This window comes from Pectobacterium wasabiae CFBP 3304 (assembly GCF_001742185.1).
Taxonomy (GTDB): Bacteria; Pseudomonadota; Gammaproteobacteria; order Enterobacterales; family Enterobacteriaceae; genus Pectobacterium; species Pectobacterium wasabiae.
Genome location: NZ_CP015750.1, coordinates 38717 through 54824 on the forward strand (window position 1 = coordinate 38717; position 16108 = coordinate 54824).

Annotated in this window: 9 protein-coding genes and 3 tRNA genes; 5 read left to right on the forward strand and 7 right to left on the reverse strand. The window is 46.8% G+C overall.

The features are described 5' to 3' along the window. Nucleotides 1-40 precede the first annotated feature (40 nt). From pglX to brxL, 5 genes are read left to right on the forward strand one after another with little or no spacing between them, the layout of a single operon-like run. On the forward strand, nucleotides 41-3721 hold the full coding sequence (gene pglX, locus A7983_RS00235) for a BREX-1 system adenine-specific DNA-methyltransferase PglX (RefSeq protein WP_005974431.1): 3681 nt from the start codon (nucleotides 41-43) through the stop codon (nucleotides 3719-3721). Next, nucleotides 3721-4815 carry an AAA family ATPase gene (locus A7983_RS00240; RefSeq protein ID WP_005974428.1) on the forward strand — a complete coding sequence of 365 codons (1095 nt, stop codon included), beginning with the start codon at nucleotides 3721-3723 and terminating at the stop codon, nucleotides 4813-4815. Before pglX ends, A7983_RS00240 begins: the two co-directional genes overlap by 1 nt. Continuing rightward, nucleotides 4802-5617, forward strand: coding sequence for a DUF4435 domain-containing protein (locus A7983_RS00245; protein WP_005974425.1), 816 nt, complete (start codon nucleotides 4802-4804; stop codon nucleotides 5615-5617). The genes A7983_RS00240 and A7983_RS00245 overlap by 14 nt, the downstream gene beginning before the upstream one ends. A 1-nt stretch (nucleotide 5618) precedes the next feature. Next, the gene (pglZ, locus tag A7983_RS00250; protein WP_005974423.1) at nucleotides 5619-8216 is read left to right on the forward strand and encodes a BREX-1 system phosphatase PglZ type A; all 2598 of its coding nucleotides are present in this window, start codon (nucleotides 5619-5621) and stop codon (nucleotides 8214-8216) included. A gap of 10 nt (nucleotides 8217-8226) precedes the next feature. Beyond that, on the forward strand, nucleotides 8227-10302 hold the full coding sequence (brxL, locus tag A7983_RS00255) for a protease Lon-related BREX system protein BrxL (RefSeq protein WP_005974421.1): 2076 nt from the start codon (nucleotides 8227-8229) through the stop codon (nucleotides 10300-10302). Nucleotides 10303-10514: 212 nt separating this feature from the next. Here the strand turns inward: brxL and A7983_RS00260 are convergent, their stop codons facing one another. From A7983_RS00260 to uvrY, 7 genes are all read right to left on the reverse strand, one after another. Beyond that, complete coding sequence (locus A7983_RS00260) at nucleotides 10515-11774, reverse strand: tyrosine-type recombinase/integrase (RefSeq protein WP_005974419.1); 1260 nt, start codon at nucleotides 11772-11774, stop codon at nucleotides 10515-10517. Between the two features lie 203 nt (nucleotides 11775-11977). Next, nucleotides 11978-12064: transfer RNA gene (locus A7983_RS00265), tRNA-Leu, on the reverse strand. A gap of 8 nt (nucleotides 12065-12072) precedes the next feature. Continuing rightward, nucleotides 12073-12146, reverse strand: a tRNA-Cys gene (locus tag A7983_RS00270). A gap of 50 nt (nucleotides 12147-12196) precedes the next feature. Next, nucleotides 12197-12272, reverse strand: a tRNA-Gly gene (locus A7983_RS00275). Between the two features lie 139 nt (nucleotides 12273-12411). Then, the gene (gene pgsA / locus A7983_RS00280; RefSeq protein WP_005974417.1) at nucleotides 12412-12960 is read right to left on the reverse strand and encodes a CDP-diacylglycerol--glycerol-3-phosphate 3-phosphatidyltransferase; all 549 of its coding nucleotides are present in this window, start codon (nucleotides 12958-12960) and stop codon (nucleotides 12412-12414) included. 58 nt (nucleotides 12961-13018) lie between these two features. Further along, nucleotides 13019-14851: an excinuclease ABC subunit UvrC gene (gene uvrC / locus A7983_RS00285; protein WP_005974415.1), complete on the reverse strand. Its 1833-nt coding sequence runs from the start codon at nucleotides 14849-14851 to the stop codon at nucleotides 13019-13021. After that, on the reverse strand, nucleotides 14844-15500 hold the full coding sequence (uvrY, locus tag A7983_RS00290) for a UvrY/SirA/GacA family response regulator transcription factor (protein WP_005974412.1): 657 nt from the start codon (nucleotides 15498-15500) through the stop codon (nucleotides 14844-14846). Before uvrY ends, uvrC begins: the two co-directional genes overlap by 8 nt. Nucleotides 15501-16108: the final 608 nt, after the last annotated feature.

Consider the following 16108-nt stretch of genomic DNA (forward strand, 5'->3'; position numbering starts at 1 on the left):
TTTTCAGGGCAGATGCTGTCTGCCCTTTTCAGGACTTCACATGAATACGTCAAACATCAAAAAATACGCCCCGGTGGCACGTAAACAGTTCCGCGATGCGGTCATGCAAAAACTGACCACGCTGGGTATTGAGGCCGATAAAAAAGGCAACCTGCAAATTGCGCAAGCAACCGATCTTGGCGACAGCGTTCGTTATGGTCAGTTCTCGCTGGATAAGTCACTGACGTCACGCCGTGAACGTCTGGTCAAGCGTGCAGAAAAGCAGGGCTACGACGTGCTGGTGGAGCACATTGCTTACACCTGGTTTAACCGCTTCTGCGCTATTCGCTATATGGAGCTGCATGGCTATCTAGATCACGGTTTCCGTATGCTGTCTCACCCGACGCTGGAAGGTGGTTTTGAGGTTCTGGATCATGTGCCGGAAGTGGCTGAAGCTCTGGGGCTGGACAAAGCGCGCCCGGTGGAGATGAAGCTAGCGGGCGATCGTGACGAAGAGCTGTACCGTGAACTATTGCTTGCACAGTGCCATACGCTGCACGGCGCGATGCCTTTCCTGTTCGAAGCAGTCAATGATGATATCGAACTGGTTCTGCCGGATAACCTGACTCGTACCGACTCCATTCTGCGCGGGCTGGTGGACACCATCCCTGAAGAGGACTGGGAACAGGTCGAAGTTATCGGCTGGCTGTATCAGTTCTACATCTCAGAGAAAAAAGACGATGTGATCGGCAAGGTGGTGAAGAGCGAAGATATTCCAGCCGCCACTCAGCTGTTTACGCCAAATTGGATTGTGCAGTACCTGGTGCAGAACTCAGTGGGTAGCCAGTGGCTTCAAACCTACCCGGACTCCAGTCTGAAAGGCAAAATGCCGTATTACATTGAGCCAGCGGAGCAAACACCAGAAGTACAGGTGCAGCTGGCTGCTATCACACCATCGAGCATTGAGCCTGAAAGTATTAAGGTGTTGGACCCGGCCTGCGGTTCAGGCCATATACTGACTGAAGCCTATAACGTGCTGAAGGCCATTTACGAAGAGCGTGGCTACCGTACACGGGATATCCCGCAGCTGATTCTGGAAAACAATATTTTCGGCCTGGACATCGATGACCGTGCCGCACAGCTCTCCGGTTTTGCGATGCTGATGCTGGCCCGCCAGGATGATCGCCGCATTTTGAGTCCAGGCCGTGGCGTTCGCCTGAATATTGTTTCCCTGCAGGAAAGTAAGCTGGATGTCGCTGAACTCTGGACCAAGCTGAATTTCCACCAGCAAGTGCAGCGCGGCAGCATGGGGGATATGTTTGCTGAAGGGACTGCACTGGCCAATACCGGCAGCGTGGAATATAAGCTGCTGATGCGCACGCTGGCATTGTTTACCAGCGCAAAAACATTGGGATCGCTGATTCAGGTTCCACATGAAGATGAAGAGGCTCTGAAAGCGTTTCTTGATGGGTTATATCGCCTAGAAGTTGAAGGGGATATTCAGCAGAAAGAAGCTGCGGCAGAGCTGATCCCCTATATCCAGCAGGCGTGGATTTTGGCGCAGCGCTATGACGCGGTAGTGGCGAACCCGCCGTATATGGGTGGGAAAGGAATGAACAGTGAACTGAAAGAGTTCGCTAAGAAACAATTCCCGGACAGTAAATCGGATTTGTTTGCGATGTTTATGCAGCATGCGTTTTCTTTGCTCAAAGAGAACGGTTTTAATGCGCAAGTGAATATGCAGTCGTGGATGTTCCTGTCGAGCCATGAAGCGCTTCGTGGGTGGTTGCTGGATAATAAAACCTTTATTACGATGGCACATTTAGGGGCCCGGGCATTTGGGCAAATCTCGGGAGAAGTGGTTCAGACGACTGCGTGGGTAATTAATAACAACCATACAAAATCTTATCAGCCTGTATTTTTACGTTTGATTGATGGTAGTGAAGAGCAAAAAAAAACAGAGTTTCTTGAAAAGAAAAAACGTTTTAACAATATATTACAAGACGATTTTAAACAAATCCCCGGTTCGCCAATCGCATACTGGATAGACAAGGAAACTCTGGGGTCTTTTCTTCTTCACAAGAAACTTGGGGACGCAATAGCCTTAAAAGCTGGTATGTCCACCGGGGATAATACTATTTTTCAGCGTTATTGGTTCGAGGTTTCATTAAATAAAACTACAATTAAAAAAAACAAATCAATGCAGCACACTGTAACTGCCATAGATAAATGGGTTCCTTGTAGCAGCGGTGGCGAATATCGAAAGTGGTATGGTATTAATGAGTTAGTTGTTAACTGGTTAAATGATGGTCATCATATCAGGAATTATAGGTTTGAAAACGGCAAAGTCCGTTCAGCTGTGAGGAATGATGAATATTATTTTAGGGAGGGCGTAACATGGTCAAAAATAAGTCAAGGGAATTTTTGTGTCAGATATCGACCTGAAGGGTTTGTCTTCGATGATACGGGGCGCTGTGGGTTTTCTAACGATAAAAATGAGCTTCTATATGCTGCGGGGCTGATGTGTACTCCGGTTGCAAATCACTATCTATCAATACTTGCCCCTACATTGAGTTTTACCAGTGGGGAATTGTCCTCAATACCTTTCCCTACGTATGAAGTACAAATAACCGAACTGGTAAGAAAAGCCATTGATATATCAAGGCATGACTGGGATTCTAAAGAGATATCATGGGATTTTAAATCTTTATCGCTTACTGAAAATAATAAAAGTGCAAGATTAAGACTTATTTTCAATGAAAAAATATTGTCGGATGCTAAGGTGGTTGAACTTCTTCTCTCCATCGAAAATGATATTAATGATATTTTTATTGAAAAGGTTGGATTGAAAAAATCATTAATTGATAGCGTATCAAAAGATAACATCACCCTATTTTGCAATCCGCTGTATAGATATAAAAATGCTTCAAATGATGAGGATAAATATAATAGGTATTTGACGGAGTTAGTAGAAGATATTTTAAGTTACATCATCGGTTGCCAAATGGGCCGCTACTCTCTCGATCGCGAAGGTTTGGTCTACGCTCACGAAGGAAACAAAGGTTTTGCAGAACTAGTCGCCGAAGATGCTTATAAAACCTTCCCAGCTGATGAAGACGGTATCCTGCCGCTCATGGATTACGACTGGTTCGATGATGATGTTGCCTCTCGCGTTAAAGAGTTTGTACGCACCATCTGGGGAGATGAACACCTACAGCAAAACCTCGATTTCATCGCCGAAACTCTCTGTTTGTACGCAATAAAACCGAAAAAAGGCGAGTCTTCGCTAGATACAATTCGTCGCTATCTTTCCACCCAGTTCTGGAAAGATCATATGAAGATGTACAAGAAACGTCCGATTTACTGGCTGTTCAGCTCCGGTAAAGAGAAAGCGTTTGAGTGCCTAGTGTATCTGCACCGTTATAATGAAGGCACGCTGTCGCGTATGCGTACAGAATACGTGGTTCCGCTGCTGGCGCGCTACCAAGGCAATATCGATCTGATTAATGATCAGCTTAAGAATGCTGAATCCGGCGCTGCCAACACTCGTCTGAAAAAAGAGCTAAATGGGTTGACCAAAAAATTCAACGAGCTGCGTGGCTTTGACGACAGTTTACGGCACTATGCTGATAGACGTATCACTATTGATCTGGATGACGGCGTTAAGGTTAACTACGGCAAATTTGGCGACCTGCTGGCAGATGTGAAAGCCATTACCGGTAGCGCACCTGAGGAGATTTGATGAAAATAGCGGCGATTTATACGCAGAGTGTTGGCCCGTTGGGCAATGCGAAAATTAGCTTCAAAAACGACTGGACGGGAGATGTTGAGAACAACGTACTCCTCACCGGCCCGAACGGCTGCGGTAAATCGACGCTGCTTCGTGGAATTGCCATGCTTTGGGATGCCCTGGGATTTTGGCTGGATCGTGAAAAACCGTTACCCGCTACCCACAATGCTAAAAAATGGCTCCAGCGCTGGGACACCTTTGCTGTCGTCATAGATGGACTAGAATGTTCACATTTTTCTCCGGCTAGTTTTGGGTTGTTCTATGGGGATGAACGTGCTCTTGAAAGAATCATCAAATCCAGTCCAGGGGTTTACTGGGTTGGTGAAACACATTCAGACAGGAAAAAACACGCCTTTTTCACCCAAAGTGCATACTCAAATGAATCCCTGCAAGACTATCTCAAGTTATTACGAATCACGCGTGCCCAGGTAGTTCTGGGGATGCTGAGTTCTGGTATGAATTTATCCATTCCGAACATCATTTATCTGGATGCGGAGGAGCGTCGCTGGGTTACTCCTAAACGCAATATTTCATCACTGGTGCAGGATGATTTAAATCAGCGCTGGCTTGCAACGTATGCTGTAACTGAAGACTGGAAGGGACAGTTTGAAGCCTCATTGTTTAATATGAAGGCGACTCAACCAGACGATTACCCTCAAATGATCGATACACTGAATCAGTTCCTTTCCGGTAAAAAGATAGAATCGGAGATTCCCGTCGGCGGAAGGCAGGAGGTTGTGCTGGAAAATGGGCACAGGCATTTTTTTGATGACTTAAGTTCTGGCGAACACCAAGTAATGATTATGTTATTTACGGTACAGCGATGGCTAAAGAAGGGGGGGATTGTATTAATCGACGAACCGGATCTACATCTCCATCCTTCTTTAGTTTCGCCTCTGCTTGCAACACTGGAAAACATTATCCAGAAAAAGCGTGGCCAACTCATTTTGACTTCCCACGCTACTGATGTCTGGGAAAGGTACGAGAACCTAGGAATCAGGATAGATTTGAGTCGACTCAAGGAAGTACACCATGGCAAAGATTGATAAAGTAATTCAAGATATCAAAGATCGTGATCTTGCTGCATTTCCTAATAAACGAGTCCTGATACTGGAAGGGGCGGACGACGTTGCAGCATTTCAGCAATTGTTGACCAAATACAATGCTAGTTGGGAACAGCAATGGGTATTGGTTAAAGCTAATAAAAAACAGAATGTCCTGGATATTCTGGCATTAGAAAATACCTGGTATGGCCTTATTGATCGCGATGAATGGTCTGAAGATAAGATTACGCAGTTAGAGCAAGAACATCCTCGCCTTATGTTTCTACCCAGGTTTTGTATTGAGAGCTATCTGGTTAATCCTTCTGAAATTTGGCAGGCATTACGGCCAAAACATCAGATGCGAATTGCAGGCGGTGAGGCCGCCTTCACCAGAAAATTTGAGCAGGAAGTACACCGTTGGTTCAATCATGCAGCAATCTGGTATGTCGTTAATCCACTTTGGGAAAGACTTCGTGCAGCAGGCTTTAATTCTGCCTTGCTTGATGTTGATACTGTACGACAAGATGCAGAGGTTGAGCGAATTTTGCGCTCCTGGGGGACTTTAATTAATCCAGAAAACCTTGCCCAAGAAATACTGCAGCGCAAGGCGCAGGTCGAAAGTCTTTCTCTATCTGAACAGTTGACTATCTGCATTCACGGCAAATTATTCTTTGAAAAGTTTGTTGATCCGCTCCTAACGAGTTTATTGGGGCAGCGTGGCAGGGAACAGCGCCAAAAAGACCTATTTAGTACACTTCCGATTCCTGATGATTTATCCCCGATTTGGGTGAGAATGGGATTATAAATTGCAAAATAAAGAATTAGTTGCTGGACTTACTGACAAGTTCTTACATCACCGTATCGTCTTCTGGCACGACCCGGAACAACGCTTCACCGATTCGCTCCATGAGCTGGATCTCGACAATGTTACGCTGCTGGATATGCGCGGCGTTTCTGTGTTCGCGACAAAAAAACGAATCGAAATCGACGAGCCAGTGCAGAAATTTTTACTCTATTTCATTAGCGAGGTTCCTGCCCGTGAGCAGGACTGGTTGCTCGACATCCGCCTCTATAGCACCGAATTCCACGCTGATTATGCGGCGATCACCCTGAATTCGCTGGGTATCCCGCAGCTAGGTTTACGCGAACATATTCAGCTTCGCAAAGCCTTCTTTACCGTCAAACGCACTCAGATTCTAAAAGGGTGGGTCACCGAACGGGAAACAGAAAGCTCACTCGATAAGAAAATGCTGGCAGTGGTGGTCGGGGCCAGTACCTTTGAAACCAAAGAAATTTTGTTTGCTCTGATTCAGCAGTTTATCGCGGCACGGCAGCATGATGATAGCGCACTGGAGAACACCTTCGCCGTACTGAAGAAACTTGGCCTGGATGAGGTCCTCTGGGAGATTCTTCGCCTTGAGCTAGGGTACCAGTCTGAATCTTCTTCACTAGATAACATGCTGCTGAAACTGTTCTGTACCGATCTCTGGGCACAGGGAGATGAAGCTCATCGCGACTGGTTGAGTAAAAATGTACTGGCTACAGCTGCTGGTCGAGCGTCTTCACTGGCCTTTATGGGGGCGTGGCGTAACGATCGTCGCTATAAAGCAGAATACGATTACTGTGCAGAAGATTTACAGCAGACACTACAGCCAAAAGAGCACTACAACTACAGTTCACCTTACACACTGGCAAAATGTGAAACGTTCGAGTCTATTGAGCAACTGATTATCCGTGGTCTGGTGACACAGCTGCAGGAAGAGAGCACCACTCTGGACAGAGATGCGTTTAAAGCGCTGGTGTCTGAACGAAGTGCGAAATACTGGAGCCAAACCCGTCCAGAGTATCTCGCTATCTGGAATGCCATCCGCCAGGCTGAGCGTTTGCTGAATTTGCGTAACCTCTACACCGACGGCTTTAATTTTCCTGATACTGGCACGTTCTGGAAAGCCTACTGCGACGAAATTTATCGCTTTGATCAGACCTATCGTTTATTCAATGAATATGCCACACCGGTGCACAGCAAAGGGGCGATGATCCTACATGAGCTGGATAAGTTCATCGAAGAGTTGTACAGCAATTGGTATCTGTCTGAGTTGAGTCGCTGTTGGAACAAACTGCTTGAAGCAGAAAGCCGTATACAGGCATGGCAGTTTAGCGGTATTCCGCTGCAACGTAATTTCTATAAAGATAACGTTAAACGTCAGTTTGACACCTCTCAGGTAAAACGCATTTTTGTCGTGATCTCGGATGCGTTGCGCTACGAGGTGGCGGAAGAACTGGGCAGACACATCAATCATGAAAAGCACTTTAGTGCTGAACTTCGCTCCCAGACTGGGGTGCTCCCGAGTTATACCCAGTTGGGAATGGCTGCACTGTTACCCCACGAGTCGCTAAGCTATCTGCCTGATAACTCTGGTGTGGTTTATGCTGACGGGATGTCCACTTCCGGGTTTGAAAAAAGAGCCGCTATTCTGGCTAAGGTGAATGGTGTGGCGCTGAAAGCGAAGGACTTACAGAACGCCAACAATCAGGAGGTGAACGATCAAATCCGTAATGCCTCCGTAGTGTATATCTGGCACGACACTATTGATGCCATGGGAGATAAGGCTTCAACGGAAGATAAAACATTTGAGGCCTGCCGAAGTGCAATCACTGAGCTAAAAGATCTGGTCTCACGTCTGCGTAGCCGATTTAATGCCAGCCGAATTTTTGTTACCGCCGATCATGGGTTCTTGTTCCAGCAACAAGCGCTGGTGGAGCAGGATAAAACGAAGCTGGACAGTAAAGCCGCAAATACAATCGAAGCGAAGAAACGCTACATTGTTGGTCACCAGTTGCCTGAAAGTGAATTTTGCTGGCATGGCAAACTGGCAGATACCGCAGGTGCAAGCGATGAGAGTGAATTTCTGTTGCCAAAAGGTATACAACGTTTCCACTTCGCAGGTGGTGCTCGGTTCGTTCATGGTGGAGCCATGCTACAGGAAGTGTGTGTCCCCGTTTTGAAGATTCGCGCGCTTGAGAAGAAAGCGGCTGAGAAGCAACCACAGCGACAACCCGTGTCCATCGTTGCGCGGGATCAGGTAATAAAGTTGGTTAACAGTATTGATAAAGTCGGCTTTATTCAGACTTTGGCAGTGAATGAATTAAATGAGCCGCGTACGCTGAATATCTTTATTGTGGATGAAAACAACCAGGTCGTCTCCGGAATGGAAACAGTTTGCTTCGACAGTGATAACGAAGATATGGGTAAACGTACCCGCGATGTAACCATGAAACTCATGGGTACGGCGTTCCATCGTAAAAACAAATATGTTCTGATCTTGGAGAATGCAGACAGCGCTACAGAGTATGGTCGCTACCCGATCACGATCGACCTGGCATTCCAGGATGACTTCTTTTAAGTGAGGCGTTATGCAACAGCAGGACAACTCGGCTAATAACATGGAGATGGCCTCTGCGTTGGCTCAAGACCTGGATTCATTGTTGAATCAGCACTTTCGCGGTCGCGTGGTGCGTAAAGACCTGACGAAGCAACTTAAAGAAGGGGCCAATGTTCCGGTCTATGTTCTGGAATATTTGCTCGGTATGTACTGTGCATCCGATGACGATGAGGTTGTCGAGCAGGGACTACAGTCGGTTAAGCGCATTCTTTCTGATAACTACGTCCGCCCGGATGAAGCGGAAAAAGTAAAATCGCTGATTCGTGAACGTGGCTCTTACAAAATTATCGATAAGGTCACGGTAAAGTTAAACCAGAAGAAAGACGTTTACGAAGCCCAGCTCTCTAACCTCGGCATTAAAGATGCCTTGGTACCGTCGCAGATGGTGAAAGATAACGAGAAACTGCTGACAGGTGGTATCTGGTGCATGATCACCGTGAACTACTTTTATGAGGAAGGGCAAAAAACGTCACCTTTTTCACTGTTCACACTGAAGCCAATCCAGATGCCAAACATGGACATGGATGAGGTGTTTGAGGCACGTAAGCAGTTTGATCGTGACCAGTGGATTGATGTGTTGTTGCGTTCTGTAGGGATGGAACCCGCGAATATTGAACAGCGTACCAAGTGGCATCTGATTACTCGCATGATTCCCTTTGTGGAAAACAACTATAACGTCTGCGAGCTTGGGCCACGTGGTACCGGTAAAAGCCATGTTTATAAAGAGTGCTCTCCTAACTCGCTGCTAGTTTCTGGTGGGCAGACTACTGTGGCAAACCTGTTTTACAACATGGCCAGCCGCCAGGTTGGATTGGTGGGGATGTGGGACGTAGTCGCGTTCGATGAAGTGGCAGGGATTACCTTCAAAGACAAAGACGGCGTGCAAATAATGAAAGACTACATGGCGTCAGGTTCGTTCTCTCGTGGTCGCGACTCCATTGAAGGTAAAGCCTCCATGGTGTTTGTTGGTAACATCAATCAGAGCGTGGATACGCTTGTGAAAACCAGCCACCTGCTTGCACCGTTCCCAGATGCGATGATTGATACTGCATTTTTCGATCGTTTCCATGCCTATATTCCCGGTTGGGAAATTCCTAAAATGCGTCCGGAATTTTTCACTAACCGCTATGGTTTGATCACTGATTATCTCGCTGAATACATGCGCGAAATGCGTAAACGTAGTTTCTCCGATGCAATTGATAAGTTCTTCAAGCTGGGAAATAACCTCAATCAACGTGACGTTATTGCCGTACGCCGCACTGTCTCCGGTCTGTTGAAGCTAATGCACCCAGACGGTGCTTACGACAAAGAAGATGTGCGCGTGTGCCTAACCTATGCATTGGAAGTCCGTCGACGTGTGAAAGAACAGCTCAAGAAGCTCGGCGGCCTTGAGTTTTTTGATGTAAATTTCAGTTATATCGATAACGAAAGTCTGGAAGAGTTTTTCGTCAGTGTGCCAGAACAAGGTGGCAGCGAGTTGATCCCAGCAGGCATGTCAAAGCCAGGTGTCGTGCATCTGGTCACACAGGCAGATTTAGGCATGACAGGACTTTACCGGTTCGAAACACAGATGACAGCCGGTAACGGAAAACATGCGGTATCGGGACTGGGTTCAAACACGTCAGCGAAAGAAGCAATCCGTGTGGGATTTGACTACTTCAAAGGCAACCTGAGCCGCATCAGCGCTGCGGCCAAATTCTCTGAACATGAATACCATCTACATGTCGTGGAATTGCATAGCACAGGCCCCAGTATAACAACCAGTCTGGCAGCATTGATTGCCTTCTGCTCAGTTTTACTTGCAAAACCAGTTCAAGAGCAGATGGTCGTGCTGGGCAATATGACATTAGGTGGCGTGATTAATCCAGTACAGGATTTGGCTGTATGCCTACAGGTGGCATTCGACAGTGGGGCTAAACGCGTGCTGCTCCCCATGGCTTCTGCAATGGATATTCCGACCGTGCCGACAGAATTGTTTACTAAGTTTCAGGTAAGTTTTTACGCAGATCCTGTAGATGCGGTATATAAGGCGCTTGGTGTGAGTTGAAAAATAACTGCCAGTTGCTGAGAACCAATGCTTTCAGACAATAATGATCAAAAGACACTGACAGCCAAAAGAATGAATGGAGCTGTAATGTAATTTGCTGAACTGCCATCGAATTAAAAGTTCGATGGCATTCTCGATGTAAATATACTTTTCTAGAACAGTTTATTATCCGTATGCATAAACCGCAGTACGGACTGCCCATTCACTAAACACTAACCCGCCGTCAACTTCCCAAAATCAAACGGACTCACCGCTCTCTCCCGATTCGCATCGAGAAAATCTGCCCACCATTGCAGCATCAGCTTACGCTCATCCAGATGCTCCGCCTTATGGATATACGCTGCCCGGACACCATTTCGCTCCTGATGGCTCATCTGCCGCTCTACCGCATCCCTAGACCACAACCCCGACTCAATCAGTGAACTACAGGCCATGGTACGAAAGCCGTGACCACACACTTCCGTTTTGGTGTCGTAGCCCATCGTTTGCAGCGCTTTGTTTACCGTACCTTCACTAACGGGTTTTCGTGACGAATGGTCGCCAATGAAAACCAGTTCACAATGCCCGCTCACCTCTCTGATCTTTTTAAGGATCTCCAGTGCCTGACGGCTCAGCGGAACAAGATGTGGTGTGTGCATTTTTGAACCGCGTTCAGAGAATTTCACTCCGGGGATTGGTTCACGTTCAGGGGGAATCGTCCACAACGCGCGTTCAAAGTCGATTTCCGGCCAACGGGCAAAACGTAGTTCGCTGGAACGAATGAAAATCAGTAGGGAGAGATTAATAACCCACTTGGTAAACTCACGACCTTTATAGCCATCTATACGGCCAAGAAGTTCAGGCAAGCGTTCAAGCGCTAACGCAGGACGATGTTCAACTTTGCCAGGCATAATTGCCCCTGCCATATCCTGCGCCGGATTATAATCAATCAGGCCGTTTTGTACGGCATAGGTCATGATGGCGGTCACACGTTGTTTTAGACGCTTAGCCACTTCTAAACGTCCTGAACGTTCAACGCTTTTAATTGGTGTCAGCAAGTCGCGTGTTTTCAGATTTGCGATATGAGTGCCACCGATGGCGGGGAAAATATTGTCGCTCAGGCTTTTCAGGATACGTTCGGCATGAGATTCCGACCATTTCTTGTTGTCGGCATGCCAAGCTCGGGCCACAACCTCGAAGGTTTGCTCATCATCTTGTTGCTGAGTTTTGGCTGCTTTTTTGTGCTCGTTAGGATCAACGCCAGCAGAAATCAGTTTTCGCGCTTCATCTCGTTTCTGACGCGCTTCAGAAAGGGAAACCTCAGGGTAGACACCTAGCGCCAACGTCTTTTCTTTGCCATCCGAACGATAGCGTAAGCGCCAATATTTAGACCCATTGGTATGGACCAAAAGAAACATACCGTTTCCATCAGTAAGTTTATAAGGCTTCTCTTCCGGTTTTGCTGAACGTACCTTGATGTCCGTGAGTGCCATAATGCTTTTCCTTCAATAAATGCATTATTGAGGGTACAAGGATTTACCATACTGAAGTATACCCGCAATTGTACCCACACAAGCAAGTTGATGTCAGTTGAATTGTGTTGACGTAGGAAGAGTATGGAATGAAGGAAAAGCCAGTAAAACCGTGGGTTTTAGGCAAAAAAATAGACGTTGGTTGACGTCTATTGATTTATCAATGGTGCCCGGGGCGGGACTTGAACCCGCACAGCGCGTACGCCGAGGGATTTTAAATCCCTTGTGTCTACCGATTTCACCACCCGGGCTAAAATATTGGAGGCGCGTTCCGGAGTCGAACCGGACTAGACGGATTTGCAATCCGCTACATAACCGCTTTGCTAACGCGCCAAAATACCAAGTCTTAGTGACTAACATCCGCTATTGCCGATGTTTTAAATTGGAGCGGGAAACGAGACTCGAACTCGCGACCCCGACCTTGGCAAGGTCGTGCTCTACCAACTGAGCTATTCCCGCAACACAGAACTCGCTGATTTGATTAACTTCTTACAAAGCAGCATCATCGTTGATGCGGTGCATTCTACTGACCTGACGCGATGAGTCAACAGAATTATCAAGCAACCGCATTCGTTTGCTGGTTTTTACGGCGCTTCGATCAAGGTTCAAGCAAATCGTGGCGCGCAGCGTTCAAATACTGAAACATGGACCAGAAAGTCAGCACGGCAGCGATGTACAGCGCAGCAACGCCAATACCTTCAACAATGCGCTCTGGTCGCCATAGCAAAGCAAAAAGCGCCATCATCTGAGCTGTGGTTTTTACCTTGCCTATCCACGACACGGCAACGCTGCTTCTTTTACCAATTTCAGCCATCCACTCGCGTAATGCTGAAATAATGATTTCCCGAGCGATCATCGTTGCAGCAGGCAGCGTAATCCACCAGGAATGATAGTATTCCGCAACCAGCACCAACGCGACAGCTACCATCACTTTATCCGCAACAGGATCGAGGAAGGCACCAAAACGCGTGGTCTGTTTCCAGCGACGAGCAAGGAAACCATCAAACCAATCCGTCACGGCAGCAAACACGAAGATCAACGCACAAAGCAGCGGTGCCCAGACGAATGGAAGATAAAACGCCAGCACGAAAAACGGAATAAGAGCAACACGAAACAGGGTAAGCAACGTCGGTATATTAAATTGCATAGCGCTTAGGTAACTATCTGGCTGGAGTGGATACTAGGAGTATGTTGCTACATTGTCCCTAGTGTTTCAATGCATGGAAGATTTTTTCTGCTAATGCATGCGAAATTCCTGGAACATTTGCAATCTCCTCAATGCTGGCATTCATCAAAGGCTGTAACCCTCCCATGTATTTTAGCAGGGTTTGGCGACGCTTAGGGCCGACACCTTCAATAAGCTCCAGCGTACTGGTGTTTTTCACTTTTGCTCTCTTCTTACGGTGCCCGCCAATCGCATGGTCATGCGAATCATCGCGAATATGCTGGATGACGTGCAGCGCAGGAGAATCAGCTGGCAGGGCTACGCCCTCCCCCGTCGCCTCAAAAAACAGCGTTTCCAGTCCGGCTTTACGATCGCTGCCTTTCGCGACACCAAGTAGCAGTGGCTTGTTTTTATTCCACGATACTTGCAACGAGTCAAATACGGACTGAGCCTGGCTAAGTTGCCCTTTCCCACCATCGATCACAATGACATCCGGTATTTTGCCGTCATCCAACGCCTTGCCATACCGGCGTCGAAGAACTTGTGCCATGGCGGCATAATCATCACCTGGCGTAATCCCACTGATATTATAGCGGCGATATTCCGAACGTAACGGACCGTTGGCGTCAAATACCACGCAGGATGCTACAGTTTGCTCCCCCATCGTATGACTGATGTCAAAACACTCCATCCGATGAATTTCTGGCAACTGTAAGACGTTAGCTAATGCAGCTAAACGCTGATGAATCGTGGATTGCTGAGACAATTTTGTGACCAGTGCCGTAGCAGCATTCGTCCGCGCTAATTTTAAATAACGCGCACGATCGCCACGAGGCTTCGTTTGAATCTGTACTTTTCTGCCCGCCACTGCCGTCAGAGACTCTGTCAGCAAATCTTTATCGGGCAAGGTGAAATCAAGCAAAATTTCGGCAGGAAGCGTTCGGCCTAAGTTCCCTTGTAAATAGAATTGCCCGACAAAAGTTTGCACAACTTCCCCCAATTCCGTACCGCCAGGCACTTTGGGGAAATAGCTCCGGCTACCAAGTACTTTTCCCTGTCGGATGAACAGGACATAGACACAAGCCATGCCGGCATCAAAGGCAACGCTGATAACATCCAAGTCTTCGCCGTCACCGGAAACAAATTGTTTTTCCGTCACCCGACGAACTGCTTGGATCTGATCGCGTATCCGTGCAGCATCTTCAAAATGCAACTCCCGACTGGCCGCCTCCATCCGGGAAATGAGCTTATTCAGCACTTGCTGATCTTTGCCAGACAAGAACAGACGAACATACTCAACCTGCTGCTGATAATCTTCTTCGCTAACCAAACCGCTAACGCAAGGCCCGAGGCAGCGACCAATTTGATATTGCAGGCAAGGGCGAGAGCGATTGCGATAGACGCTATTTTCACACTGGCGTACCGGAAACAGCTTTTGCAGCAATATTAGCGTTTCACGCACAGCATTGCCGTTAGGAAACGGGCCGAAATATTCGCCCTTCGCATGCTTAGCGCCACGGTGAACAGCCAAACGTGGATGCACATCACCGCTCAGGAAAATCATGGGATAGGATTTATCGTCGCGCAACAAGACATTATAACGCGGCTGGTAAAGCTTGATGTAGTTGTGTTCCAGCAGTAAGGCTTCAGTTTCCGTATGCGTGATCGTGACATCAATATGCTTGATGCTTTTGACTAATGCCTCGGTTTTACGGCTGGCGACATGACTGCGGAAATAGCTGGCAAGTCGTTTTTTTAAGTCTTTTGCCTTACCGACGTAGATGACCGTATTACCGACATCGTACATCCGGTAGACCCCAGGCTGGCTCGTTACCGTTTTTAAAAATGCCGAAGCATCGAAACTCTCACTCACTACTTAACAATGTCTCCGCGGTAAAAAGCCCATGCTTGATAGCCAGATGCGTTAACTCTACGTCACCGTTGATATTCAGCTTACTAAACATACGGTAACGATAACTGTTCACTGTTTTGGGGCTAAGGTTGAGTTGATCTGAGATTTCAGTCACCTTCTGCCCCTTAGTTATCATTAGCATAATCTGTAATTCGCGTTCAGACAAACACTCTAGTGGTGCATCTGTCTGCGGCTCCAGTTGGCTTAATGCCATTTGTTGCGCAATATCAGAAGCGATATACCGCTTACCTGCATGTACCGCTCGAATAGCAGAAATGACTTCTTGAGGAGCAGCAGCTTTACTAACATATCCCGCAGCACCCGCCTGCATCACTTTGGCGGGCAACGGATTTTCGGTATAAATAGTGAGCATAATGACTTTGATATCTGGCATAAATCGTAGGATCTTACGTGTCGCTTCAAGCCCACCGATCCCCGGCATGCTCATGTCCATCAAAACAACATCGACATCATTGCTTCGACACCATTTGACGGCATCCTCACCACAGCATGCCTCACCGACCACTTTTAGACCTTTGATATCGTCAAGAATGCGTCGTATCCCTGCCCGCACCAGTTCATGGTCATCAACAAGAAAAACGCTAATCAAAGATAATTCTCCAAAAAAGGGAGTAACACTTACATGAAAAGTTGCTTGCAGGTGATACTACGTTGATTTCAAAAAATAATGAACACTGGCTTATATGAATATGTATTTTAAAATATACCGAGAAGGAATAAAGCGCATTCTCGATCATAACAATATATCGTTAACCTGAGGGCGCATGCTGATCACACTCTTAACATTTCAAATACGCTACGCAGTATAAACCGTTTGATGACACAAAATGTGTAGAAAACAAATCCAATGGCATACAATTGGCTTTATATCTTGAATGTCAACGAAAAATCACTATTGTAATCAGAATGTGATTAGACATTCCATCATCGCCTACAACGATATTATACAAATAATATATTCAGAGAAAAGCGTCCATAGTGAACATCATATGTATTAGGCGAAACACATCTATAGCCTTTGCCACAAAACAACATCCAAAATATAGACGCTATTACAATCAATTAAATGCATAAAAAACAGTCACTAAAATGGCGTTATCCACGAATAATATCAATCCACAATATGCTTTATGTTATACTCCCCGCTATCTGATTCTGCCTGCCGTGTCAGCGGTAACGCCGCAGCAGGCGAAGGAA